This window comes from Candidatus Culexmicrobium sp., from assembly GCF_058356305.1.
Window position 1 is genome coordinate 20,018 of record NZ_JBTVBB010000016.1, and the last position, 23,750, is coordinate 43,767.

Here is a 23,750-nt window from a genome sequence, read left to right on the forward strand (position 1 = left end):
ATGAAGAAAATTGAAAAATTAGTAAATGTCTTTAGAAGGGCACTAGAGTTAGCTGAGAGAATAGAGAAATGTAGCCGTGAATATGATGGCTTTCTAATAGGATTAGAAGCAGGCTATATTGAGCCAGGAGCATCAGGAGCAATTACTAGAGGAAAAATAGACATTTTACCCACTGGTAGAAACTTCTATGCAGTTGACCCAACAATCATACCTACACCAGCAGCATGGAAAATTGGAGTTGAAACCGCAAATAAGCTGATTAACTATTATCTTGAAAAGTATGGTAGACATCCAGAGAGCATTGGCCACTGGCTTTGGAGTCTCGACGCATATAAGGCTGATGGAGAACAACTTGCCCAAATACTATATCTACTTGGAACTAAACCTGTATGGGGAGTAAATGGCTCCATTAAGGATGTTGAAGTAATACCTTTAAATGAACTTAAAAGACCTAGAATAGATGTAGTAGTTAGGATAAGTGGAATAGTTAGAGACACACTTCCAAACTACATATACCTAATAGATAAGGCTGTTACAAAAGTCATAATGCTAGACGAGCCAATAGAGTTAAACTATGTTAAAAAACATTATCTAGACTATCTGGAAAAGTTGAAGCAAATGGGTAAAGACGATATTGAAGAAGCAAAATGTAGAGTTTGGTGTAGCCCACCTGGAACATATGGCGCTGGAGTCAACTATGCAATTGAAGCCTCAGCATGGAAAAAGGATGAAGACCTAGCGAAAACATGGATTCAATGGGGATGTTACATGTACACTAAAAACAGCTTTGGAAAGCCAAGTCCAGAAGCCTTCATCCTAAACCTAAGCAACGTAGACCTAGTAACTAGAAATCATGCAAGCGATGAACACGACCTACTCAACTGCTGCTGCTACTTCTCCTATCAAGGAGGATTCTATAATACAATAAAAAGTATAACAGGGAGAAGCGACATTGAAGCAGTAATAGTAGATACTAGAGATGTAAGTCTAACAGGAGTTAGAAGCATTAAAAATGAAGTTGAAAGAATTGTTAGAGCAAAACTCCTCAACCCCCTATGGATTTCCGAGATGAAGAAACATGGCTATAGAGGGGCAAATGAATTTTCAAGAAAAATACTCCACTTATACGGGTGGTCGGCAACCACCAAGCAAGTCAGCAACTGGATCTTCAATGAAATCGCTGAAACATACATTTTAAATGAAGAAATGAAGAAATGGTTTGAAGAAAACAATGTATGGGCACTTGAAGAAATCCTGAGAAGACTAATAGAAGCAGCAGAAAGAAATCTATGGAAACCTCCAAAGGAAATCCTAGAAAAACTCAGAGAAACATATGCTGAAGTTGAAGGAATACTTGAAGAAAACATAACTAGTGAAGGATTCATTCAGGGAAGTAGCATCACATGGTATACCCCAGAGGAAATTGAGAATTGGAAAAGTAAAATGATAGAAATTAGTGATGCATGGGAAAAATTGACTAAAAAATACGCAAAACAGTCAAAGGGGGAGGATTGAATTATGAGTAGACATGAAAGAAAGCTAGTTCTCCCATTCACAGCAATTGTTGGACAAGAGAAAGCTAAGTTAGCCCTACTCTGCTGTGCAATAGACCCAACAATAGGAGGAGTACTTTTAAGCGGTGAAAAGGGAACAGGTAAATCAACACTAGTAAGAGCCCTATCCCAAGTACTGCCTGAAATCGAAGTTGTAGATGGATGTCCATTCAACTGTAATCCACATAATCCACTAGAAATGTGTGATACATGCTATGACAAACTAACAAGTGGAGGTAAACTGAAGATAGCTAAGAGAAAAATGAGAGTTATAGACCTACCATTAAGCATAACAGTTGATAGGCTAGTTGGAACCATAGATATAAAAAGAGCATTAAGAGAAGGTGTGAGAGCCCTCCAACCAGGACTACTAGCTGAAGCCAATAGAAACATCCTCTACATCGACGAAGTAAACCTACTAGACGACTATGTTGCAGATGTACTACTAGATGCAGCAGCAATGGGATGGAATATTATTGAGCGAGAAGGAATATCATTCAGACATCCAGCAAGATTCATCCTAGTGGGAAGTATGAATCCAGAGGAAGGAGAACTAAGACCCCAACTCCTCGACAGATTCGGCCTCTATGTAAAAATTGAAGCATTAAACAATCCTGAAGAAAGAGCTGAAATAGTAAGGAGAGTAGAAGAATTCCATTCAAATACAATATCATTCTACAGGAAGTATGAGGAAAAGGAGAAGCAGCTTAGAAACTCCATTATAAAGGCAAGAGAGATAATTAAAAGCACAATCATAGATGATGAGCTACTAAAACTCCTAATAGAAACAATAATCAAACTAAACATCAAAACACATAGAGCTGAAATAACAACAGTGAAAACTGCAAAGGCAATAGCAGCATTAAATGGAAGAAGAAAGGTTACATATGAAGACTTGAAAAAGGCAATGGAGCTAGCACTACCACACAGATTAAAATCAGAACCCCTAAAACCACCACAAATTCCACCTCCACCATCCAGCCACCATGAAAACCACACCCACAATTCAAGTAAATCCCAAACTAGTAGAAAAAATCACCAAGACAATTTAGAGTCAAATTTCAATATTCAAGCCCCAGGCAATAGAGAGGAAACATTCAAGGCGTCAGAAGTAAACCTAGAATTTAAACCAAGTAAAGTTAGAGGAGAATTATCAAGCTACACCTTGAAGCATGGATCAAGAAACTATAGAACAACAGTTATAGGCTACCCCCACGGCTACCACACATCATATACACTACCATCAAGAGATGAACAACTACAAGACATAGATATAATTGCAACCATAAATGCAGCAGCAATGAAAAGAAAATCCCTACCACTCAAAATAGAAGAGGATGATATAAGAGTGCGAATAAGAAAGCAGAGAACACCTAAACTATCAGTCATAATTTTAGACTCAAGTGGCAGCATGGGTATACAGAAGAGAATGAGTATAGCAAAGGGAATTGCACAAAAACTAATAGAAAAATCATATATAAACAGGGATTATGTAGCACTCATAACCTTCAGAGGAAGAAAAGCTGAAATCACAATTCCACCAACAAGAAACTATAAAAACATTCTAGAAGCAATAGAAAAACTACCAACAGGAGGAAGAACACCACTACCCTCAGCCCTCCAAACCCTAATACACCTAGCAAAAACATTTAAAATGAAAAATACAAACGCCATGATCCAAGGCATACTCATAACAGATGGAAAAGCAAACGTCCCACTCTACACCACAATTAAAAGCGACATCCAAAAACTATCCTACACACTAGCCAAAAACAAGTTAAAACTAGAAATCCACGACACAAAACCACCAACCACAATTCAACTAGCTCCCTCATACATAGAATTAATAGCAAAAATAACCAATGCACAAATCTACCATTACACCTAATAGGGAACATCTTCAAAATCAAAATAACAATTGTTAAACCAACATCATTAGTTAAACTTAAATATTAAATCAAACTATACATTTTTGTGAAACCCATGAGTAAAGTTATACTTAAAATTAGGAGAAAAGGCATTATAATATTACCGAAAAAATTGAGGGAAGCCTTAGGTGTTAAGGAAGGAGATGAAATGCTCGTAGAAATCCAAGGCAGAAGCCTCATATTAAAACCCTTCCAGCCAGTTCGAGTAAAAATCGATCCAAAAATTGTCGAAGAAATATTGAAAGAAGAGTTTAAGTTGGAGGAAGAGGAACTTGTCTCTCATATCAAGAGACTTAAGAATAACTATTGACACAGGAATTCTAGTTGAATACATTATCGAGACAAGTCCTCATCTAGATAAAATCGATAAACTTTTGAAAATGAAATTAAACCTCTATACAGTTCCACAAGTTCTATCTGAGACACTCTATATAGTCTCAAGAATATATGAGATCGCCGGAATACAAAATCCAAATAAAACAGCCCAAGAATACATTGAATGGATAAAAAGTAAACTAAAAATTCTAAATATAAATGACCTCACCATTCAAGCTGGAGAATTAAAAAAGAAACTAAAAATAGCATTAACAGACTGCTATGTAATAGCAGCAGCCAGTAAAATTAAGGGAAAAGCCCTCTTCCTAAAACCAGAAAAGGAAATGGAAAAACATATAGAAATACTGAAAAGATATGATATAATCTTCCTAAATGAAATAAAATTATAACAACATAAAGGGGAGATCAAGTGAAATCAACATTACTCGCTATAATTTCCTTTACGTCAACCTTTAAGTTGTGGCTAGCCGCAGTAAATCTTTAAAGTCAAGATCATACTTCTCCATCAATTTAGTAGCTTGAATGAAATCATCAATTTTAATTCAACTATAACTAAACCCTTAAGATTCATTTATCATAATCACATAAGCTCTTGAATACATTCTCTTATATTTGCTGTTTTATGGTAGAATAGGAAATAAATCGCAAAAGAAGCAATATTATATTTATTATATTTTACTAGTCAATAGCAAGAACTCAAAACAAAGCTAGACTTAAACGCTTTTTCTTATTCTCCCCTCTCCCTTAAATTTCCATAATCCTGATTTTGGCGACAATATTTCTATTTCTATTTCTAATTCCTCAATTACAGCATCTGACAACAGTATTTCACTTTCATAAAGAGAAACTATTACATTACATGTTCATGTTATAGTTATCGAAGTTCTATCCTCCTCTATTACTGTAAGTTTTATTGAATTAGGTATAAAGTAGCTTAAAACTTCACCTCCAGCAGTATCTAGGACTTCTAGTGAGGAATTTTCAGGCGGAGGCCAAAGACTAAGTTTCTCAGCTAAATCCTTAGGTACATGTATATCTAGCTCGTCAGATGTAAATCCTGTATTAAGTAGTGCTGGGACAATGACTATTTTATTGTTCCTTAGACTCTCTAGTCTCACTTTTACTCTTACTGGCAAACTTCTCACCCTTCACTGGGATAATAAATCCTAATCTCTTACCCCTACGCATCCTACCAAGCCTTTTCCTATACTTTAAAACAGCATCACTCAATAGCAACCCCACAGATAAATAAAAAACATTAAATTAAATATTTTCCAAAGCCTCATGATGTATAGATACAATGTTAACTATTCAAGAAAGAATTTTGAGGATTAAATTACTAAAATCCACTTTAAAAAATAGACATAAAATAATGTTCATCGTAACATCAATATCATTCTATACCAATACTTTCAACAAAAAATAATTATGAAGTTAATGGCACAATGACGTGTCAATGAAGTTACTCGCCCAAATATCTGACTATAGATATACCTGTTGTTAGATCTATAATCGCTCCACTATAACCCCATATTATTGCATTTATACTGAACTCATCTCTGAAAACTTTCCTTAAAACTAGAATGTTATGATAGAATACTCTTATAACATCTTCCTGCTTAAATTCACTGCTCACTTCACTCCATGTTACAACACCCTCTCCAGCCTTGTACCATTTACTATCAGGATTTAAAACGACTACAACTCTACGACCACGATTCTCAATTAACATGTAATTACTACCCTTTGACATTATTTTTCCATAGATTCCAAAGTAATTCTTAGTGTGAAATCTCTTGAAAAGTCTAGGTCTAAATAGTGTTAAGCCATCCTGTTCTAAACCAAGTAGCACATTTAATGTTTCTCCATTCTTCTCTATGGAAGCCATGGCAATTAATGCAGTATTCTCCTCAATTTTACCCATAACTTTAACCCAGCATCCCCGCCCTACATGTGAATCATTAATGTATATCCAGACTCCTCTAGCTATAAGTTCACCGTTAAACTCATCTCCCATAACAATTATACTGGTATTCGTTATAGAAGTTATAGTTCCCTTGAAAATTTTAACTTCAAGTTTACCCTTTAACTCCTCACTATTATTAGTTGATTTGAAGGCTACACCATAGGGTACTGTAAATAAAACTAGACACACCAGTGCAATTAATGCTGAAAATACAATATACTTCTTCTCCATAATATCACCTATACAAACTAATTCGTCATGCTTTTAAAACCTAATTCACGATACATATAGACGAATCATACATTAGCAATCTGAAATTTAATATCATAAATCTACGTCAATACAAATCAAAAATCCAAAAACATAGGAAGCTATTAAAATTAAAAGTCGAAAGCATACATAAACATTAACATTTAACTTGGAAGATTAACATCAAGCCAACAGCAAAATACGAGGCCGTTTAGGTTTAAGTCTTTATTAATCCTATATTGAATTTTTATTTGTTAAATGTCTCTTATGCTTTTAACATATTTTAAATATTCTTTCTTCAATCTTTTTATAAGCCCTTCATCTGCAGTATACATGCATGTGCCCTTAATTATAGCTAGGGCTATATAGGATGCATCATAAACTGTTATGTTATTCTCAAATGCAACCTCCATAGTCTTATCAACAGTTGGTGAGTTTTAATGTCTTTAGTATCTTCTAGTGCTTATGTATCTTAGTGCTAGTAGATATGCTGAAGTAGTATGGACATCTAAACCGATCTTCCTGCTTAGAGGTATGGCATCGACGGATGTCCAAGCTGGATGCACTCTATAGAGTACTCCTCCTGCCTTATGTACTAGTACCTCCATCTGTTTAGTGTACTCCCTTACTGTAAACTTAGATATCTTTCTCCTAGTACTCCTACTCCTTCCCTTGTTCTTGGGTTTAGATAGTTTCTCTATCACGAAATGCCTTACTCCATGCTCTGAAGCATACTTCACCAGTTTCGCAAGTTTCTCTCTTCTTATATGTCCTGCTCTTTCTTTAGGGAATCCATGAGAGGTGACTTCAGGGAAGTGTTCATTTTTAACATCTAGTAGTACACCATCCTTATCCACTATGACCATACATACCCTGTCAGGATTGAAGTCGAAGGATGCGATGTGATCGACTACTACATTCTCTACCCTCTTGGAGAAGTGTTTCACGTACGACTCTAAGGGTATGTGGAGGTGGATGTAGAAACGGTTCCTCTCCCTTAAAACTATACTAGCACCGTACGACATCTCTCCCCTACTGCTCCTCTCTATCAACTCCTGTAGTAGTGGTAGATATTTCTTCCCGAATCTAGTCTCTGCTTCCAACCAACTGTGTTTTCCATTAGAGTGTGGTATTTTTATCAAAACTCTATCTGTCGATATTAACCTAATATTCCTATTACCTCTTTCACACGCTCTACCTGTACTGAATAGTTGAGGCTTTCTCAGTTTAAGGTACTTCTGCTCTTTATAGAGGCGTGCTCTTAAGTATGCAGAGTGTGCATAGTGTCCATTACTTAGAAATCTAGTTAGTCTTCTGTGAATTTCATTAACGTCTCTCCCACATTTCATTAGGTAGTGTGCCATTTCGATAGCTTCCCTGAACTTCCTCATGAGTAGTAGTAGCCAAGCCCTATCCTCCAGCTTTTCTACGATAAGTTTACCAATTACTGTTGTCCTAACTTCCTCTCCCTTTCCAACCATAGCTCTATGGCCTCCCTAATTGCCTTTTTTATAGCACCATAATAGCCGAACTTCTTAACTGCTCTAAGCATGAACTCCTCCCACAGGTCGTCGGGAATTACAACGGTCTTCTTGACCACGTGCACCTCCTCAGCAAAAACTTATATAACTTTCTGTATATAAGACTAGTGGTATATACTGAGCCTGATGAGATCCTGAGGGCTATGAGTCCTAATGAACCTATCTTCGATGAGGGGAGTCAGGATGGATGACTGGCTCCCGCAGTCGGGGGTGGAGGATATGTAGGAGTAATGAACCCTAAAGTGTATCGAAAGATACACTTTAGGAGGAGCTCTTTTCAGCATACTCTCCTCTAAGGGGATATAGAGTGAAAGAATATGCCTCTAATGCCTCTGAGATCTCTTTTAACTCATCCTCTGAAATCAACCTCTTATAGTATAATGCATTTAAAACCTCGAAGAATATGAGTTCAGGGGCATTAATACTTATCTCCCCATAAACATACTTGTCCCTTAACTTTAGAGCTTTATCTGAAGCCTCCTCATCTACAAACCATTTAACCACTATGCATGCGTCAACCACCACTTCCATACCGCTCATCCCTAAACTTTCTTATAATCTCCTCAGCTTTAGCCTCACCTACACTCTTTCTCCTCAATCTTTCATTAATTAGAACAGCCTTAGCTAAATTCTTCCTTTCCTCCTCCTTCACTTTACTTTTAATGGCATTCCTAATGAATTCACTCCAATTAATCTTAATCTTCTCCATCATCCTCTTCGTCTCATCATCAATCCTAACAGTAATTACAGTCATACATTAAATACGGTAATACATTAAATATAAACTTTATTAACAAGACAGACAGCTAAATCAACAGTCAACACCAACACTATACTACAATAAATGACCATTCAACAATTATCTCAAATTAAAGGTAATCATAAACCCTCTAAATCCATTACCCCCACTATTTCAGGAAAATGAAATAGCTGACAAATTAGCAGAAATAGAGGCAGATCACATGAGAAAAAGAGAAACCATAGAGGCGAGAGATCTAATAATAATAGTAACCACAGCCATTAAAGGAAAGCGCCACCATGGACCAAAAATAAGAGGCATTATCGAAAAGTAACAGAATATGGATTAAAAATCTTTAGGAAAAATAAGTCACATTAAACATATAGTTTAGCAATTAGCAATTTAAATAGATCTCCTCCAGACTCATCAATCCCCTTTATAAAAGAAGCTAGAGTTAATAAATAGTTAATGGGCAGGATTTTTATCTTCAGATAGTTTTACTATTAATGGTGCTGGAAAAGTGGGTGTCTTTAAGGTTAAGGCTAGAATTTGGAATCCAGAAAATCCAGAAAATAAATTTGAAGTAAACCTATTAGTCGATACAGGTTCAACCTATACAGTTCTACCATCCAAGCTACTTGAAAAGCTAGGTGTAAAATCAATTAGAAAAATTAAAGTTAAACTTGTAGATAATAGAGTCTTAGTTAAATCTTTAGGTGAAATTGGAATTGAAATTCAAGGCTGTAAAGCCACAGCAACACCAGTAATATTTGGAGAAGAAGACATCTATCTACTAGGGGCAGTTACAATGGAGCAACTAAGCCTAACACCAGACCCAATACATAAAAAATTAAAACCAATAGAAGCACTACTAATGGAAACATCAGCAAACTAATCAACAAATAGAAGAGAAAATAAAAATACGTCAATCTATAAAAATGCATATCACCCCAATAGCCTCTACTAATCTTCAACAATATCACTAACATAGTTGAAGACTCTTGTCTGAAGATTATTACAATAACATTTATGAATTTATCCTAAACTCAACACCAATTAACGTGAACATTAAAGAATAACTTCAGAATCCAAAATGTTCAAAGTACATAAAATTATAAATGTAATCAAACATATCCAAACCACTCCTTTCTCCTAAGTATCTCAACTTTCCTTATTAACTCGTCGAGCCCAAAACCCCGTCCACTCCATGAAGTATAGGTAGCTTCTCAACTAAGCTGATAACCCCTACACATGAAATACCTAAACTTCTAGTCCTCTCAGCAACTCTTCTAACTTCACTACTACTTAGGGCGACAATTTTAACTTCAAATCCGTCAATCGCTCTACCTCTACAATCCAGTAAGAGGACGTCGATATCCTCCTCACCATGCAATATCGAGTAACACCTCCTCAAAACTCGGCTTCCTATCACTCAATAACAAATTTATCCATATTCTCACCAGAATATTCCCACAGGGATATTCTAGACAGAATAACAAAGTTACATTACATACCAGACGGTTGCATTACAATAACTCCCAGCATTAGGATGCAAAGCGGTTAAAGGGCATATGGCAACATATAATTATGAAAGGTGATTGAAATGGAGAATTTGGATCCAATTTACGCTCTAAATCAAATCCCACACCCAATAGTTATAGTAACTGTTGGAGAGTATGGAGTTAATGGCAAGTATAATGGAATGACAGTTGCCTGGATTTCAAGAGTCTCATGGAATCCTCCACTAGTAATGGTCTCCATAAGCCCTAAGAGGTTTACCTGGAAACTAATCAAAGAATATAAAGAATTTGCAGTAAACATAGTGCCGGGAAAATTGATTAAACAAGCAGTAAATATTTTCGGAAGTATGTCGGGAAGAGAAGTCGACAAATTTAAAGTCAGCGGAGTAAAGATTGAGAAGGGAAGGAAAATAAAGGCACCAGTAATCCTAGACGCAAGTATAGTGATAGAATGCACTGTAGAGAATATAGTTGAAGCTGGAGACCACTACATAGTAATTGGAAAAGCAGTTGAAGCCTATCAAATCAGCAATGGAAAACCAACAATATGGTATATGAGAAAGCCATACGAATTAGGAGGAGAAATAGAGTTAAAGTAGAGATTAATGGCAACATCAATAGCTAGTAGAACAAGAACAGGGCTATATGAAAGCCAGTTAAGATTCTAGGAAACATAAGTGTAAGGTCAAGAGAATTTACAGGGGCAATCTACCTAATACTAGCAAGTTAGCAGAATTCTCAGCATATATCATAGAAACATTATAGCTGCCCAAATAAAATATCATGAAGAAAGAGAGCTGAAAAACTCGTTAAAAGAAGCTTCCAAGAGGAAATAAATCCAACATACTTCCCCAAAATATATGAAGGAAATATTTCCTAAACAAATAGCAAAACTATGAAATATCAATGTGAAACTTCAAAGTAACTAATATGCTTAACTCTTTCAGGTAGCATTTGTCTAGTGTTTATGAGCGATTATTTTAAGAAAGCCGTCTAAGTCGTAGACGGTTATGCCATATTTTGGTGCGCAATTTAATATGTCACTATCGTTGCTGACTATAGGTATTCTTAATTGTTTAGCGAGAGCTATGCACAATGAATCATATATGGTAATGTTGTTTTCTACAGCCACATTAACAACATCCTCTACATCTAGATCGATTAGTCTATGCATAATCGTGTATCTAGTCAACTTAACTATAAGCCTACATGTCTTCCTCATTTCACCTACACTTATCCTATGGAGTCTAACGCATTCTCTCCATAAACCATTAAAGACTTCATAAAGTGTTAAGTCGAGTATATGGAGCTTATGCTTCCTCATACAATCTATAAGTTTGCCCTTAAATGCAATTATTAGAGATATGTAAACGCTGGCATCTATAATGTATGGCAGAGTACTTCACCTAGACTTACGGTCTTCATCAATAATCCTAGCACATTCACATGGATCTATCTTACTCTCCAACATCTCAGCAACCTCCCTAATCATCATCCTCAACTTCTCCTCACTAAGTCTCTCCACCTCTTCCATTAATTTTCTCCGAATAAACTCAGAAATATTAACACCGTACTCTTCAAGAGTCTCCTTAACCCATCTGGGAACACGAACACTAACAACAACACTCAAATAATGCCACCGTAAACAAAATGTATATGAAAACTAATAAACCTCCCCAGTCCACTTATAAATCATGAAAACTCATGATAAGCAGCACATACATACAAGGGAGAGCAATATAAGTAAAGTTATTGGAAGAGCTTGTTTATAACATCTTTAAATCGATTATAAATTTTATCGGCTATTGATTTAAGCCATAATGCATCTACAATTTCATGTTAGGTCGCTTCGAGTTAAAATGTTGAATTTGATGTATAGGAGGAGTGAGGCTGGAATAATTATTAAGCCTATAAACCATGAAGCATTAAGGAGCCATAGCAACTTAAATTTTTAGGTCAATTCAATTCCCTAAACTGATGAATAGTCAACATAAAAGAATAAATTTTATAGTTTTGATGGTTCCACTCTTTTTAAATCTGTCTTGTCGAAGTCTCTATCGTAGCTGATTATCATCAAGTTCATCCTCTTAGCATAATAGTATTGTAGTCCATCGTCAAAGTCAAGCTCTACTCTCTTAGCTAACTCTGCTGCTATAAGCCTCCTCATTTATAGGTATGTTAACTATGCTTAGACCTCTCCATGTCAATACTTCTATTAGAAATCTCGACACAAGGCTAGGCTTACCGAGAACTATGGAAATTCCATTCAATGTGAATTTAAGTATATATGCTTTAATGTCACCTTTCTTAACTTTCTCTAGGAATGCATAGCATTCCTTCCATCTATCCCTCTTATATAATACTTCAAGAATTATATTAGCGTCTATTAGATACATGAAACCTCTTCCTCAAAGCCTCAATTAAATCCTCTCCACTCCACTGGAAATCAGACTTTAAACCTAAGCCAACTATAGAGTCTATAGTAGTAGAGGGCTTCCAATAACTCCAAGCTCCCTTTCAATAAGATCTGCAATTGCCCGAGAAAGAGCTCCTCGCCTAAATCCATACTTCTCAGCAACATATCTTCGAAATCTCTCTGTAAGCTCCCTGGGAATTTCAACCTTTATTACCTCTTTCTTCTCTTTCATTTCTATCTAGAGTACTAAAGTACTTTAGAACCTTAATTAACATAATACACTTAACAAAATTTATAGCTGATTGCATATATTTTATGCATGTTCCTGATTCACTGTCTCCTAAGCTTTAGTCATGAAGGAAATAATATCAAATTCCCTAAGAACCCATTTTATTTCTCTAATGTCTTTAATGATTAACTAAACTATTTTACTACTATCATGATGAAACTAAATCCCCATTCCATTATTTGGTCGAAGAAAATTTATATCTCAATACCAATACACGTATATACGGGTGTATGTATTATGGGTAAGAAGAAACTTACTCTCAGCGTCGATGAAAAACTGTTAAGAGAGGCTAGAAGTATTTTAGTGAGTGAAGGTAAGAGTCTAAGCAATATGTTTGAAGAGTTTCTGGAATCTATAACAGCTTCAAAGTGGATCGATGAACTAGCTGGCCTACTAGGCATTAGCAATCTTGACCCCTTCGACCCATCAATGATTCCTAAATCTAGGCCTAAAGGATTTGACGCAGCCAGGGCTGTTAGGGAGATTAGGAATCAAAGAGCTGAGACATGTGAGAGGTCTTTATGAGCGAGTACTACTATCTGGATACTAGTGTATTAGTAAAGAGATATTTCAGTGAAGCTGGAAGCCCTATTATTGACGAGGTATTCAAAAAAGCACATAGAGGGGATATTGTCATAGCCTTCTCTTACTGGAATATTGGTGAATCCGCTGTAGTCTTCAACAAGTATGGTGAGAGAATAGGAGTAAACCCTGTTAAAGTATTCCAAGTTATGCTTAGAGAACTTAAAATGCTCTATAGAATGCGAAACGCTATTCTAGTTAGTATTTCACCAAAGATTATAAGAGAGTCTATAAGACTAGTATTTAAACATCATATATACATTGCCGATGCATTACAAGTAGCATCTGCAAAAAGCATAAACGCCCATAAATTCCTAACTAGCGACAAGAAGCTAGCCAAGATATCTGAAGTCGAAGAATTAGAGACAATACAGGTGGGATAATTTAGTATCTAGCCTTCATCTCCCCATATTATTCATTCTCTCCTCAGACTAGGAATATTCTCGATTACTTTTACATATAATAGCAATAGGTATTTTCCACCATCCCCTCCTATCTCTGCCAAGAATTTCCCTTGCCAGAGCATTATCGAATATTTCCTTTAATTTTTTGAATGTTCCATCATCTACTATTATTACTCCATATTCAAATGAATCATATATAGTTATTGAGCCCTTATTCATCAAATCTATTATCTCATTAATAGTGTATGGGAATATTTCAAGGCTATAAGACATATTCCAGTATTTCATGAGTGTTGATATTCGCTCTAGAAAGTTTTGTTCCATATTTTCAAGTATGATTAATATGTCTATGTCACTATTTTTTAAGTAGTTCCCCCTAGCCCTAGATCCAAATAATACCATTGATTTAACTGAAATACCAGCTTCCCTAAGCCTCCTAGCATAATATTTCAAGTTTTCAATAACTTCTCTATCCATTTCACCACCCTTCTAGCCATAGTTAAACATTGCTCAGCCATCCTCTTTGAATATATCTCACTTGGCATTCCATTTGCTGCATCAGGATATCTTGATGTTAAATAGTGTAGATTTAAGTCTTTTAAGTCATCTAGAATTTCATTGATATTTATTCCCTCTTCATGAAGAGCTGAAGCTAATTCTAATAGACTATGTATCTTAGGGGGTAATACTCTAAGTTTTTCAATTATTAACGCCTTTAATGCCTTTTCAACTGCTTGATGCGATAGAAATGCAGTATAATTATAATATCCATGCTCAAGTAATTTCTCTGCAACCTCCAAATCCTTTCCAGACTCTTTCCACCACTCCTCAGCTTCACGTCTAATAAACATATATAATCACACTCATTACCACTAACTATAATTCAATAGCCAGCCTATTTAACTTTACAGAAAATTGCTGAGAAAGCCTACAGTCAAACTATAGAGTAAAATAGGGAGAATAAACACAAATTTATAGCATTCTATTACAAATCTAATACAGCTTGATAAGTTATTTAGAGACTCTATATACTCTTTGTCGAGGATCCCTAAGATTAACCACCCTTCTAACCAGCCCTTTCTTCAAGAGTATTGAAAGAGCATGTCTTACAGTTCGCTCAGGAAGCCCTGTCATTTTAATTAAATTTTTTGTTGTTGCTTCACCATATATTTCAAGCATTTTAAGAATAAATCTAGCACTTGGCGGTATATCTTGAGCTTCAGAAGCTAACTTAATTTTCTTCTCTATAGCCTCACTAAGCTTCATAGCTAACTTAATAAAAACAGCTGGATACTCCGCCTTCACTATATTTACTTCTCTTCTCACCTTTGTCCTTATAACACCGTCAGCAATAACCTCACATGTGAAAAGACTGTTAATATCTTTTAATGATATTTTTGATTTATCAGGAACAATTAACGCTCTTCTCATGGGATTTAAAGAGTTTACAGGGACAACTATAATGACTTCAGCATTCTTCATAACTATGGGGCCTCCAGCAGAGAATGCATAAGCTGTAGAACCTGTAGGTGTCGAAATTATTACACCATCAGCCATATCTCTCCAAATAATTTCATCATCTACACCTAGTGTATATTCAATTAGAGTTGCACTTTTAGAGGAAAACAATGCTATTTCATTAAGTGCATATATTGTTTTTGAGTTATCTACTAGAGCCTTAATCCTCGTAAAAAAGCTTAATTGATAATCACCCCTTGAAAGCTTACTAATACCCACTTCAACATCATCCCACGTAATAGAGGAATAAAAAGTTGTATATCCTGGAGGACTTATAGGAAATACAGGTATAGGCTTCATTGGCATTTGCTGAAGCAACTTTAAAACATCACCATCACTACCAACAATAATAACAGCCTCAAACCCCTCTAAATTAGGAATCCTCCCTAAATCTAAATTATCTATAAACTCAATATTAAAAGCTAAAAGAGAATTAACTATTTTCTCCTTTAAATGAGGGCCACCCTTACCAATATAGAGGAAGACATTCCCTATACCTTTAGGCATTTTTTGCCTCCACCCATATCACTCCACTGCATAGTTTGTCAAAATCATGACAGCTTATTACGTTATATAATATTTAAATCATGTAGGATGGAATTAGACATGACAGCCTATAAAAGGCTACATGAAAAAATAATTAAACTTAAACATGAAAGAAATGCAATAATCCTAGCACACAACTATCAGCTTCCTGAAGTTCAAGACATTGCAGATTATATTGGAGATAGCCTACAACTCTCTATTAAAGCCATGAAAAGCAATGCTAAATATATTGTCTTTGCAGGTGTTGATTTCATGGCTGAACAAGCATCAATATTAGCACGTGAAAGAAATGTCTTACATCCAGATCAAAATGCTAAATGCCCCATGGCTGCAATGATAAGTGTTGATGATATTAGAAGGCAGCGTAGAAAACATCCCAAAGCCCCCGTAATTCTATATGTTAATTCACCAGCCATAGTAAAGGCTGAAGCCGACTACATAGTTACCAGTTCAAGTGCTGTTAAGCTCATCTCACAATTAAAGACAGATGAAATAATTTTCGGCCCCGACAGACATTTAGCAGAATATGTAGCTGAAAAAACAGGTAAAAAAGTTATTCCAGTCCCTGAAAATGGACACTGCTATGTTCATGTCTCAATAAAGCCAAGCCATATACTCAACCTAAAAAATAAATTAACTAAAGCTAAAGTCACTGTACATCCTGAATGTACTAGAAATGTTAGAGAACTAGCCGACCATATAGGAAGTACAAGTCAAATGGTAAAATATGTAAAGGAAAGTAGAGATAAATACTTCATTATAGGAACAGAAGTAGGACTACTATATAGAATTAGAAGAGAAAATCCAAATAAAACTGTTTATCCAGCATATAATTCAGCCATATGTATAGACATGAAGAAAATAACAATTGAAAAAATATATAGAAGCCTAAAAGACAAGGTCCACCCAGTAAAAGTCCCCAACAAAATAGCTAGAAAAGTTCTTAAAACACTTGAAGAATCACTTGAACTCCTAGGAGTTGAAATTCCATGGAGAAAATATTAGCCAAGAAATTTATTGAATGGCTAGAAGAAGACATACCCTTCTGGGATGAAACAAGTAGAATATTAATACCTGAAAACCTAAAAGTAGAAGCCTATATAATTGCAAGAAAACCAGGTATTGCAGCATGTATAAGCGATGTTATAGAAATAATTAATGAAATAGGCTTAAAAGCTGAAGCCCTAATTAAAGATGGAGAAGAAATAAAGGCAAACTCTAAGCTAATAAAAATTACTGGTAATGCAAAGAAAATACTTGCCATTGAAAGAACCCTCATCAACCTATTAATGTATTGCTGTGGAATAGCTACAGCAACAGCCAAGCTAATAAAAAAAGCTAGAAAAATAAACTCAAAAGTAAAAATAGCAGCCACTAGAAAAACAATGCCAGGCTTAAGATGCTTCGCGAAAAAAGCTGTAAGTATTGGAGGAGGAGACACCCATAGACTAAGTCTAAGCGACATGATCATAATAAAAGACAACCATTTAAAAATCATAGAAAACATAGAGGAAGCCATTAAAATAGCTAAAGAAAAAACAAGCTTCACAAGAAAAATTGAAGTAGAAGTCAACACAGTCACCCATGCAATCAAAGCAGCTGAAGCTGGAGCAGACATCATAATGCTCGACAACTTCACACCCAGCCAAGTGGAAAAAACCATCAAAAAACTTAAAGAAAAAGGCTTAAGAGAAAAAGTGTTAATTGAAGTCTCAGGAGGAATAACATTAAACAACATTGACAAATACTTGAAATATGACATTGACATAATAAGCTGCGGCTGGATGACCCATTCAGCACCAGCACTAGACTTAAGCCTAGAAATCTCCAAGGTGATTAGATGAAGCATATTGGAATAATAAACCCTCCATCACAGATAAAACCCTAAGCCAACCTAACAAAATAAATATAAGTGTAATCCTATATTTCACCTCTTTTCTTCGCTATTAACTCAGCTTCCTCCAAAGCCCTATTATATACATCTATGGAAAGCCAAAAGCCAGAGGTTACAAGGCTATCTAAACACTCCTTAAACTCTTTAAAAGTCAAATTCCCTCTACTTAAGGCTAAAAGTAGTACTGCTACTGTGCCTATAGGTCTAACGCCGAATATTTGAGCAGTAGCCGACCCCTCTCTTTCATCAATAATTAACTCTGCATTCATTTTTTGGGCTAAGAGGATTGCTTCTGCCTCACCTACATGTACTCCAGATCTATTAGCGAGAACCCTAGCCTCCTCAATTTCCACCTCCAAAACTTTAATCCATCCATCCTTAACAGCTTTTTCAATTAAAATGGAATCAGCATACCCCTTATCTAAGACTGCTTCATCATACACCCTTCTTGGAATAATAACTTCTCCAAAGAGCTCTCTTAAAAGCTTTAACTTACCAATTTTAGCCAACCAAATTAATGGACTACTATTACATATTACTGGTTTTCTGTCTAACATATGCTATATCACGCCTAAGATCCTCTAACGTATATGGTACTGGTATACGTTTCACCCTAGCCAGCTCCATAATCTCTCGAAGAGAAACACCAGCCATCTCAGCAGCCCTCCAAAGAGTTACTCTACCCTCACGATAAAGCTTTAAAGCCTCCTCAATCCTCCTATGTCGAATTGCAAAGGCCAATAATCGTCTAATAAGCTCAGAGCGATCGACCTTCTCTCTCTTCGCCATCTCTTCAATCTCCCTAAGCATTTCAACTGGTAACCTGGCAGTAACCGATTTAAGAGGCATTTTAAATACCGTACACAATAGAATCCATCGCACACATATAAATCTTCCTAAACCACTCCTAAGTCAATTAACAATACTAAATCTACAACTCAATCTCAATAGGAAATCTACCTATAATCAAGTCTATATCTCCTCTCAAGTTTTCAGCTACTTCAAACACAGCGCCACCCTGCATCTTCTCCCTTAGAAGAAGACGCTGACTCTGCAATATTCTATGATCCTCAGCTTACCTCCCTATCGGCTGTTCTAAGTTCATAGGGCTTTTCAAGACTATCAAGAGTATGAACGCTTAAGCTTGTCGGCAAACCTCTTAGACATTAAACCTCTACCCACATACTCCCATCCAGACTCATCTAATGAAACTAAACCTTCTGGTTCAGGTTTATCCTTAACCTTCTCCTTAAGTTCAAGAGGCCCTGCATTTCTTAGTCTCCATGAGCAATTAAAGGGTGGAATTTATGGTATACAGAAAATACAGCTTACTCGATGAACCAAAGAAAACTATCCATATAACTTGAATTCAAATATTTCGTCTCAAAAAGAAAAACAGTAAAAACTTCTGAAATGAAATTAAAAATTTGCTTCGATTTCTCAAATATAAAACTGTATGTGAATTTTCGTCACAACACCTCCATTAAACTCTAGATGTAATAAATGATAGGATTTAGAGTGAGGTTAATGGTATTCTTATTGCGTCTATCCATACTGGTGACGGAGCTCTACTAACTTTAGGGGCTGAATTAATTATGTTAGGGTTGGGCTGATGAGAATTATGGCTAAATTCATGATTAAAACTATTCTCATCCTACTATAAACTAGGAGTGGTTCATTGAAAGCTGGAGAGAAATTATAGTGATTTAAAATAGGAAGAAATAAATATTACCAATTAAACTTTATTGGTATGAAATCTAAAATGGAAATTAAAATTATAGACAAGCAAGGAAGAGTGGTATTACCCAAAAAATGGAGACAAAAACATGCTAAGAAAAGAAGAATCATATTGAGAATAGAAGGTGAAAAGATAATAATAGAACCTCTTAAACTCCCAGACCTAACCAAGTTCTTCGACTCAATTGAAACTGAAATTAAATCAGACCTCTCCGACTGGAAGTCTGTGAGGAGGGAACTACTTGAAATTCGTTGATACAAGCGTCTTTGTCCATGCATTCATAAAACCTAAAAGAAAACTTAAACCACATGAAATAAAAATAAAAGAATCAGCCAAAGCAATAGTGAAGAAAATAAATGAAGGCGAAAAAGTTGGCTTAACTGTAATACAGCTAGCTGAAATCTCAAATATACTGGAAAACTACATGGCATTAGAAGATGCATTACAAGTTGAGGAATTCCTACTATATGCTCCAAACATAAAAATATATGAAGTTACAAAGAAAAACTGTTTAAAAGCCCTAAAAGTAGCTAAAAACAAGATAATAGGATTAAATGATGCAATAGTATACATAGTGATGCTGGAAAACAAGGTAAGGGAAATATACTCCTTCGACAAAGACTTCGATAAACTAGAAGGAATAAAAAGAATCACCCAAATAAATTAAAATCCAACACAAGATAAACAAAGAAAAATATAACAGAACCACTAATAACTGAAGAAGAACTACGTAGAAAAGCAGAAAAAATAATAGAAACACACAGCATAAACGAATTATAACAGCATCCCTTCACATTATAATAGATTATTTAAATATAATCAAATAATTAAAGAGGAGTATGTTGTTAGACTAATAATTAATTGAACTTAAAACTTAATTAATGAAAAGTTTATTATCACGTCTCTTTACTTATAGTTAAGGGAGCTAATTTTCTATTCTTCAAATCCTTTGGCGAATATTCAGCTATATGGCTTTTTGACTCTAGAAAATTTTAATCAGTCTAGGAATATTCTCATCGAGAAGAAACTTTAGCATATTTGACGTAATGTTCACCTCTAATAATCTTGAAGTGATCAACTTATCCCTAAAAGCCCTCATGTAAACTATTGAAAATGAAACAGTTTTCTAGGCATCATGGGAGACTTCAAAGTATCTAATATGTTTAACCCTTTCAGTGTCGCCAATTTTTCTAATTAACTTATCATCAGCCGTGTATAGTATAGTATCTAGCTCGTAGGCTAGTGCAACATAGGATGCATCATATAAGGTTAACCCCCTCTTCATAGCAATCTCAATGGCAGTCAAGGCGACACTTCCCTTCAAGCTGAACTCGGTGAACTGATAATCCTCCAATACTTTGGCAATCTCCTTTAATTCATCCTCACCAAACTCACCAGAATACTTCAAAGCATTGAGAATTTCATAGTACAGTAGGCTGGGAACCACTATGTCAATTAAGCCGCTTGCATAGGCATCTCTGAGGAGTCCAGCCTCCCTGGAAAAATCCTCCTCGACAAACCATTTACAGATGACAGATGCATCAGCAACTATCTTCGCTCTCTCCACCGCCTAATCTCCTCCACACTACTCCAACCCTCAACCCTACGCGACAAAATTTTTGACTGCAACACAGCTCTCCTAATCCTAACGAAATCCTTCTCTCCCCTACAAGCCATCTCCCTTGCAACAACCTCGGCAATAGCTCTCCTCACAACCTCACTCCAATTAATATGCTTAAGCTCATCCATCCTACGCTTTAACTCCCTATCAATCCTAAAACTAACAACAACACTCAACTCAAACACCAAGAATGTATTACAGGTAATGTAATATAAATATTACTAAATCTAAAACAGTACTAAACAGGAAGAATAAAAGGTGAACTACAGACATTTAAAATTCCATCACAATCGTTAACAGAAACCATAAAGATAATCTCAATGAATGAAGGAGAGAAAGCAATTTAAGAAAATATGAGCAACACAACATATTACTTAATACCAACTGCCTACAAGGAATCTACATGAAAACTAAATCAAACAATAAAGATGCATCCTAATAAAAGAAAAGTTAAGAAAATAGAATAAGAAACATGGAAACCTTCAAAATACCCTAAAGAAATCATCTCTCAAACAATTTATTCTTAACGTAAAGGGTGAACAATTTAGATGTAAGTAAAGAATACATCATAAAGGTAAATGGAAAGGTCAAATAGCCATACTACTAAAAGCCCTAGAAATAAGAGAAATAAATCTAAATAACTTCCTAGAAGCACTAAGCAACCTAGCAAAACAGGGCTTCAGACTAAGAGAAGAAATCTACATAGAAGCCATTAAAAAGCAAGAGAAATATTAGAGAAGCATACTAATCCACCACCCAACTCAAAACTTTAAATATCATCAATAAAAATTCCCACTTCAACTCCCTCATAAGTTCTTGAAATTATAATCCTATATTTCACCTCCCCTCCTCGCCATCTTATATGTAAATTAAAACCTAACAATTAACATATGGTGATTGAGATGAATATATAGCGAATAGACTTTAGAAGTAATTAAAATTTATATATTTATAAATTTATAAATTGTTATATGAGTAAATACACTACAATAACTCTACGTAAAAATATTGTTGAAGAACTTGAAAAAATAAAAAGAGAACTTAAAGCTAAAGGTCTAGGAGAAACAATAAGCAAACTCATACTTCACTATAGAAAAATGAAAGCTCTAGATTTCGCAGAAAAAATCAAGGAAATACGAAGAAAAGGAGGATTTGAAGAGTTGAGAGAAAAAATAGAGGAGGTAAGAAAACTAAAATGGGCGAAGTTCACTTAGACACCGATACACTCATCGACTTAATAGAAAAGAAATCAATAAACAAGATAATAGAAATCCTAGAGCAACATGACTTAAAAATCTCAGCCATCGTCTACTTCGAATTCATGGTTGGAGTCTATAGAATTGGAAGAATAGAATTAAAAACCCTAATTGATGAATACATAGAAGTAATTCCAATAACCAAAGAAATAGCTGATAAATCAGCAGAAATAGAAGCCGATCTAATGAGAAAAGGAAAAACCATAGAAGCAAGAGACCTAATAATAGCAGCCACAGCCATTACAAGAAAAGCGCCACTATGGACTAAAAACAAAAAGCATTATCAAAGACTAATAAAATATGGACTGGAAATTTTTAAAGAAAACTAGAACACATCAAGTATATCCAAATAGAAAACACATATGCTACCTAGTTCAAAGTATTGAGAGGAGTTAATAATAAACCTATATTTCATCTCTTCTCTTCACTATTAACTCAGCTTCCTCCAAAGCCCTATTATACGCATCTATGGAAATACAACTACAATTAGAAAATAAAGGAGAAGAAAACCTATAATTGCACCATTGACACTACCCACTAAAGTAGGGAGCTTTATGGCGTTGCTTTTGTAATGGAGTTATTAGGGAAGTCAAGGCTTATCAAAGACTCTCTTTAGAGGAGTATTATCGAAGTCAGTGTCATTTGTTATTACTTCCTTGGCATTAATCTTCAGAGCTACTGAAAGATGTAATGAGTCTTCATAATCAAGATTAAATTTCTTCATCAACTCAATAGCTCGAAGATAATCCTCAGCCTCCAGCTTAACAATTACTAAGCCCTTAAGATGTGTTACTGCATCAACAATACTTTCAATAAACTTTTCATCTCTTAAGTTTCTACCTGTTAAACCCGCCATGATTACAAGTAACTCATATAGAGTTAGACTTGAAGTTACATATTTCCCTCGAGAACTCCTTTCAATTAAACTTATCCACCTATAAGCTGTTTCACCATAGATTGGATGATTGCCTAACCAGTAAATAAAAACATTGACATCTACATATCTTTTGACATCCACCACTCCCTAATCACCCTAACCATAAATTCATCTAAATCCTCCGGCCACCTAGCAATCTTAAAGGCTCCAAAAAATTTTTCAGCAAGAGACTCTATGGGTTGAATAATCACACTTCTCCCCTCAACCCTAATAGAAACATAATCCCCTTCTCTAACATTAACCATCTCTCTAATCTTTTTAGGAATAAGAATACGACCCTTCTCATCAACTCTAACTATCACCATTAAAAACACCCACTAAAAATAAATTTCCCACATATTTAAAAATTCCCACAAAACCATTCCAAACCCAACCCTCATAACAGATCAAAAAGCTCTCTATAAAACAGAATACTTAAACGTTCCACAACAACTTCAATTTCAACCCGTTTCTCCTACCAATCAAACCTTAAGGAGACGTCAATTACAATCATGAGGCCTACCGTCTCTCAGCCAAGTATGATTCAATATCCTCTGTGGACAATTTCACTCCACACTCATCACGATAACGACGTATAATATCAACAATACTCTCCTCAATCCTCACCCTAACCCTCTGACCCTCCCTAAGACCAAGCTTCTCTAAAAGCTTCAAAACACCATTCTCATAAACAGCCTCAACAATTCTAATCATAACAACACCAAATAAATCATCAGC

General features: G+C 35.3%; 39 protein-coding genes. 14 read left to right on the top strand and 25 right to left on the bottom strand.

The features are described from left to right. The 4 genes from ACW8TM_RS04820 (at position 1) to ACW8TM_RS04835 (ending at position 4,206) form a co-directional block, all read left to right on the top strand. Positions 1 to 1,515 (top strand): cobaltochelatase subunit CobN, encoded by a 1,515-nt coding sequence (locus ACW8TM_RS04820; RefSeq protein WP_491532149.1) that lies wholly within the window; start codon positions 1 to 3, stop codon positions 1,513 to 1,515. A gap of 3 nt (positions 1,516 to 1,518) precedes the next feature. Next, complete coding sequence (locus ACW8TM_RS04825) at positions 1,519 to 3,441, top strand: VWA domain-containing protein (protein WP_491532150.1); 1,923 nt, start codon at positions 1,519 to 1,521, stop codon at positions 3,439 to 3,441. Between the two features lie 95 nt (positions 3,442 to 3,536). Beyond that, positions 3,537 to 3,791, top strand: a complete 255-nt coding sequence (locus ACW8TM_RS04830; RefSeq protein WP_491532151.1) for an AbrB/MazE/SpoVT family DNA-binding domain-containing protein — start codon at positions 3,537 to 3,539, stop codon at positions 3,789 to 3,791. Beyond that, the gene (locus ACW8TM_RS04835; RefSeq protein WP_491532152.1) at positions 3,754 to 4,206 is read left to right on the top strand and encodes a type II toxin-antitoxin system VapC family toxin; all 453 of its coding nucleotides are present in this window, start codon (positions 3,754 to 3,756) and stop codon (positions 4,204 to 4,206) included. Before ACW8TM_RS04830 ends, ACW8TM_RS04835 begins: the two co-directional genes overlap by 38 nt. Positions 4,207 to 4,680: 474 nt before the next feature. On the opposite strand, the gene ACW8TM_RS04840 is transcribed toward ACW8TM_RS04835, so the two are convergent. The 8 genes from ACW8TM_RS04840 to ACW8TM_RS04875 all read right to left on the bottom strand — a co-directional run bounded on the left by ACW8TM_RS04840 (position 4,681) and on the right by ACW8TM_RS04875 (position 8,327). Then, positions 4,681 to 4,953: a hypothetical protein gene (locus tag ACW8TM_RS04840; protein WP_491532153.1), complete on the bottom strand. Its 273-nt coding sequence runs from the start codon at positions 4,951 to 4,953 to the stop codon at positions 4,681 to 4,683. Then, positions 4,907 to 5,047, bottom strand: a complete 141-nt coding sequence (locus ACW8TM_RS04845) for a hypothetical protein (RefSeq protein WP_491532154.1) — start codon at positions 5,045 to 5,047, stop codon at positions 4,907 to 4,909. Before ACW8TM_RS04845 ends, ACW8TM_RS04840 begins: the two co-directional genes overlap by 47 nt. A gap of 232 nt (positions 5,048 to 5,279) precedes the next feature. Continuing rightward, complete coding sequence (locus ACW8TM_RS04850; protein WP_491532155.1) at positions 5,280 to 6,014, bottom strand: hypothetical protein; 735 nt, start codon at positions 6,012 to 6,014, stop codon at positions 5,280 to 5,282. Between the two features lie 272 nt (positions 6,015 to 6,286). Next, the gene (locus ACW8TM_RS04855; protein ID WP_491532156.1) at positions 6,287 to 6,445 is read right to left on the bottom strand and encodes a type II toxin-antitoxin system VapC family toxin; all 159 of its coding nucleotides are present in this window, start codon (positions 6,443 to 6,445) and stop codon (positions 6,287 to 6,289) included. Positions 6,446 to 6,478: 33 nt separating this feature from the next. Beyond that, complete coding sequence (locus tag ACW8TM_RS04860) at positions 6,479 to 7,513, bottom strand: transposase family protein (RefSeq protein WP_491532157.1); 1,035 nt, start codon at positions 7,511 to 7,513, stop codon at positions 6,479 to 6,481. Beyond that, positions 7,477 to 7,632, bottom strand: a complete 156-nt coding sequence (locus ACW8TM_RS04865) for a hypothetical protein (RefSeq protein ID WP_491532158.1) — start codon at positions 7,630 to 7,632, stop codon at positions 7,477 to 7,479. Before ACW8TM_RS04865 ends, ACW8TM_RS04860 begins: the two co-directional genes overlap by 37 nt. Positions 7,633 to 7,834: 202 nt before the next feature. Beyond that, positions 7,835 to 8,104, bottom strand: coding sequence for a type II toxin-antitoxin system VapC family toxin (locus ACW8TM_RS04870; protein WP_491532159.1), 270 nt, complete (start codon positions 8,102 to 8,104; stop codon positions 7,835 to 7,837). After that, a complete protein-coding gene (locus tag ACW8TM_RS04875) occupies positions 8,088 to 8,327 on the bottom strand; it encodes a type II toxin-antitoxin system VapB family antitoxin (protein ID WP_491532160.1) in 240 nt (79 codons plus the stop codon). The genes ACW8TM_RS04870 and ACW8TM_RS04875 overlap by 17 nt, the downstream gene beginning before the upstream one ends. A 505-nt stretch (positions 8,328 to 8,832) precedes the next feature. Between ACW8TM_RS04875 and ACW8TM_RS04880 the strand changes: the two genes are divergently transcribed. Then, positions 8,833 to 9,207, top strand: a complete 375-nt coding sequence (locus ACW8TM_RS04880) for an aspartyl protease family protein (RefSeq protein ID WP_491532161.1) — start codon at positions 8,833 to 8,835, stop codon at positions 9,205 to 9,207. Positions 9,208 to 9,486: 279 nt separating this feature from the next. Here ACW8TM_RS04880 and ACW8TM_RS04885 read toward each other — a convergent pair whose 3' ends face one another. Continuing rightward, complete coding sequence (locus ACW8TM_RS04885) at positions 9,487 to 9,705, bottom strand: hypothetical protein (protein WP_491532162.1); 219 nt, start codon at positions 9,703 to 9,705, stop codon at positions 9,487 to 9,489. Positions 9,706 to 9,915: 210 nt separating this feature from the next. Here ACW8TM_RS04885 and ACW8TM_RS04890 point away from each other — a divergent pair, with 210 nt between their 5' ends. Beyond that, positions 9,916 to 10,431 carry a flavin reductase family protein gene (locus tag ACW8TM_RS04890; RefSeq protein WP_491532163.1) on the top strand — a complete coding sequence of 172 codons (516 nt, stop codon included), beginning with the start codon at positions 9,916 to 9,918 and terminating at the stop codon, positions 10,429 to 10,431. Between the two features lie 359 nt (positions 10,432 to 10,790). On the opposite strand, the gene ACW8TM_RS04895 is transcribed toward ACW8TM_RS04890, so the two are convergent. From ACW8TM_RS04895 to ACW8TM_RS04915, 5 genes are all read right to left on the bottom strand, one after another. Continuing rightward, positions 10,791 to 11,228: a type II toxin-antitoxin system VapC family toxin gene (locus ACW8TM_RS04895; protein WP_491532187.1), complete on the bottom strand. Its 438-nt coding sequence runs from the start codon at positions 11,226 to 11,228 to the stop codon at positions 10,791 to 10,793. A 6-nt stretch (positions 11,229 to 11,234) separates the two neighbouring features. Next, positions 11,235 to 11,462 carry a hypothetical protein gene (locus ACW8TM_RS04900; protein ID WP_491532164.1) on the bottom strand — a complete coding sequence of 76 codons (228 nt, stop codon included), beginning with the start codon at positions 11,460 to 11,462 and terminating at the stop codon, positions 11,235 to 11,237. Between the two features lie 375 nt (positions 11,463 to 11,837). Beyond that, on the bottom strand, positions 11,838 to 11,999 hold the full coding sequence (locus ACW8TM_RS04905) for a PIN domain-containing protein (protein WP_491532165.1): 162 nt from the start codon (positions 11,997 to 11,999) through the stop codon (positions 11,838 to 11,840). After that, complete coding sequence (locus ACW8TM_RS04910; RefSeq protein WP_491532166.1) at positions 11,968 to 12,228, bottom strand: hypothetical protein; 261 nt, start codon at positions 12,226 to 12,228, stop codon at positions 11,968 to 11,970. Before ACW8TM_RS04910 ends, ACW8TM_RS04905 begins: the two co-directional genes overlap by 32 nt. A gap of 81 nt (positions 12,229 to 12,309) precedes the next feature. Further along, positions 12,310 to 12,480 (bottom strand): hypothetical protein, encoded by a 171-nt coding sequence (locus ACW8TM_RS04915; RefSeq protein WP_491532167.1) that lies wholly within the window; start codon positions 12,478 to 12,480, stop codon positions 12,310 to 12,312. Between the two features lie 294 nt (positions 12,481 to 12,774). Here ACW8TM_RS04915 and ACW8TM_RS04920 point away from each other — a divergent pair, with 294 nt between their 5' ends. After that, positions 12,775 to 13,062 (top strand): DUF6364 family protein, encoded by a 288-nt coding sequence (locus ACW8TM_RS04920; protein ID WP_491532168.1) that lies wholly within the window; start codon positions 12,775 to 12,777, stop codon positions 13,060 to 13,062. Next, positions 13,059 to 13,502: a type II toxin-antitoxin system VapC family toxin gene (locus ACW8TM_RS04925; protein WP_491532169.1), complete on the top strand. Its 444-nt coding sequence runs from the start codon at positions 13,059 to 13,061 to the stop codon at positions 13,500 to 13,502. Before ACW8TM_RS04920 ends, ACW8TM_RS04925 begins: the two co-directional genes overlap by 4 nt. 48 nt (positions 13,503 to 13,550) lie before the next feature. Here the strand turns inward: ACW8TM_RS04925 and ACW8TM_RS04930 are convergent, their stop codons facing one another. The 3 genes from ACW8TM_RS04930 to ACW8TM_RS04940 form a co-directional block, all read right to left on the bottom strand. Then, positions 13,551 to 14,000, bottom strand: coding sequence for a nucleotidyltransferase domain-containing protein (locus tag ACW8TM_RS04930; RefSeq protein WP_491532170.1), 450 nt, complete (start codon positions 13,998 to 14,000; stop codon positions 13,551 to 13,553). After that, a complete protein-coding gene (locus tag ACW8TM_RS04935; protein WP_491532171.1) occupies positions 13,973 to 14,374 on the bottom strand; it encodes a HEPN domain-containing protein in 402 nt (133 codons plus the stop codon). Before ACW8TM_RS04935 ends, ACW8TM_RS04930 begins: the two co-directional genes overlap by 28 nt. A 160-nt stretch (positions 14,375 to 14,534) precedes the next feature. Beyond that, positions 14,535 to 15,548 (bottom strand): N-acetylmuramoyl-L-alanine amidase, encoded by a 1,014-nt coding sequence (locus tag ACW8TM_RS04940; RefSeq protein ID WP_491532172.1) that lies wholly within the window; start codon positions 15,546 to 15,548, stop codon positions 14,535 to 14,537. Positions 15,549 to 15,647: 99 nt separating this feature from the next. Between ACW8TM_RS04940 and nadA the strand changes: the two genes are divergently transcribed. Then, positions 15,648 to 16,592 (top strand): quinolinate synthase NadA, encoded by a 945-nt coding sequence (nadA, locus tag ACW8TM_RS04945; RefSeq protein WP_491532173.1) that lies wholly within the window; start codon positions 15,648 to 15,650, stop codon positions 16,590 to 16,592. Continuing rightward, positions 16,577 to 17,431, top strand: coding sequence for a carboxylating nicotinate-nucleotide diphosphorylase (nadC, locus tag ACW8TM_RS04950; RefSeq protein ID WP_491532174.1), 855 nt, complete (start codon positions 16,577 to 16,579; stop codon positions 17,429 to 17,431). The genes nadA and nadC overlap by 16 nt, the downstream gene beginning before the upstream one ends. 76 nt (positions 17,432 to 17,507) lie before the next feature. Here the strand turns inward: nadC and ACW8TM_RS04955 are convergent, their stop codons facing one another. From ACW8TM_RS04955 to ACW8TM_RS04965, 3 genes are all read right to left on the bottom strand, one after another. Next, entirely contained in the window at positions 17,508 to 18,038 is a 531-nt protein-coding gene (locus ACW8TM_RS04955) for a PIN domain-containing protein (protein ID WP_491532175.1), read from the bottom strand. Continuing rightward, entirely contained in the window at positions 18,010 to 18,330 is a 321-nt protein-coding gene (locus ACW8TM_RS04960) for a UPF0175 family protein (RefSeq protein WP_491532176.1), read from the bottom strand. Before ACW8TM_RS04960 ends, ACW8TM_RS04955 begins: the two co-directional genes overlap by 29 nt. An 82-nt stretch (positions 18,331 to 18,412) precedes the next feature. After that, the gene (locus ACW8TM_RS04965) at positions 18,413 to 18,538 is read right to left on the bottom strand and encodes a hypothetical protein (protein ID WP_491532177.1); all 126 of its coding nucleotides are present in this window, start codon (positions 18,536 to 18,538) and stop codon (positions 18,413 to 18,415) included. A 705-nt stretch (positions 18,539 to 19,243) separates the two neighbouring features. On the opposite strand from ACW8TM_RS04965, the gene ACW8TM_RS04970 reads away from it, so the two are divergent. Continuing rightward, positions 19,244 to 19,474 (top strand): AbrB/MazE/SpoVT family DNA-binding domain-containing protein, encoded by a 231-nt coding sequence (locus ACW8TM_RS04970; RefSeq protein ID WP_491532178.1) that lies wholly within the window; start codon positions 19,244 to 19,246, stop codon positions 19,472 to 19,474. After that, the gene (locus ACW8TM_RS04975) at positions 19,461 to 19,886 is read left to right on the top strand and encodes a type II toxin-antitoxin system VapC family toxin (protein WP_491532179.1); all 426 of its coding nucleotides are present in this window, start codon (positions 19,461 to 19,463) and stop codon (positions 19,884 to 19,886) included. Before ACW8TM_RS04970 ends, ACW8TM_RS04975 begins: the two co-directional genes overlap by 14 nt. Before the next feature lie 459 nt (positions 19,887 to 20,345). Here ACW8TM_RS04975 and ACW8TM_RS04980 read toward each other — a convergent pair whose 3' ends face one another. Further along, entirely contained in the window at positions 20,346 to 20,786 is a 441-nt protein-coding gene (locus tag ACW8TM_RS04980) for a type II toxin-antitoxin system VapC family toxin (protein WP_491532180.1), read from the bottom strand. Continuing rightward, positions 20,768 to 21,016, bottom strand: coding sequence for a hypothetical protein (locus ACW8TM_RS04985; protein WP_491532181.1), 249 nt, complete (start codon positions 21,014 to 21,016; stop codon positions 20,768 to 20,770). The genes ACW8TM_RS04980 and ACW8TM_RS04985 overlap by 19 nt, the downstream gene beginning before the upstream one ends. 795 nt (positions 21,017 to 21,811) lie before the next feature. Between ACW8TM_RS04985 and ACW8TM_RS04990 the strand changes: the two genes are divergently transcribed. Beyond that, positions 21,812 to 22,054 (top strand): hypothetical protein, encoded by a 243-nt coding sequence (locus tag ACW8TM_RS04990; RefSeq protein ID WP_491532182.1) that lies wholly within the window; start codon positions 21,812 to 21,814, stop codon positions 22,052 to 22,054. Further along, positions 22,036 to 22,425 (top strand): type II toxin-antitoxin system VapC family toxin, encoded by a 390-nt coding sequence (locus ACW8TM_RS04995; protein WP_491532183.1) that lies wholly within the window; start codon positions 22,036 to 22,038, stop codon positions 22,423 to 22,425. The genes ACW8TM_RS04990 and ACW8TM_RS04995 overlap by 19 nt, the downstream gene beginning before the upstream one ends. 260 nt (positions 22,426 to 22,685) lie before the next feature. On the opposite strand, the gene ACW8TM_RS05000 is transcribed toward ACW8TM_RS04995, so the two are convergent. The 3 genes from ACW8TM_RS05000 to ACW8TM_RS05010 all read right to left on the bottom strand — a co-directional run. Then, complete coding sequence (locus ACW8TM_RS05000) at positions 22,686 to 23,117, bottom strand: type II toxin-antitoxin system VapC family toxin (protein ID WP_491532184.1); 432 nt, start codon at positions 23,115 to 23,117, stop codon at positions 22,686 to 22,688. Next, positions 23,093 to 23,338: an AbrB/MazE/SpoVT family DNA-binding domain-containing protein gene (locus ACW8TM_RS05005; protein WP_491532185.1), complete on the bottom strand. Its 246-nt coding sequence runs from the start codon at positions 23,336 to 23,338 to the stop codon at positions 23,093 to 23,095. The genes ACW8TM_RS05000 and ACW8TM_RS05005 overlap by 25 nt, the downstream gene beginning before the upstream one ends. 193 nt (positions 23,339 to 23,531) lie before the next feature. Further along, the coding region (locus ACW8TM_RS05010; protein ID WP_491532186.1) for an antitoxin family protein at positions 23,532 to 23,750 on the bottom strand (219 nt) is incomplete at its 5' end.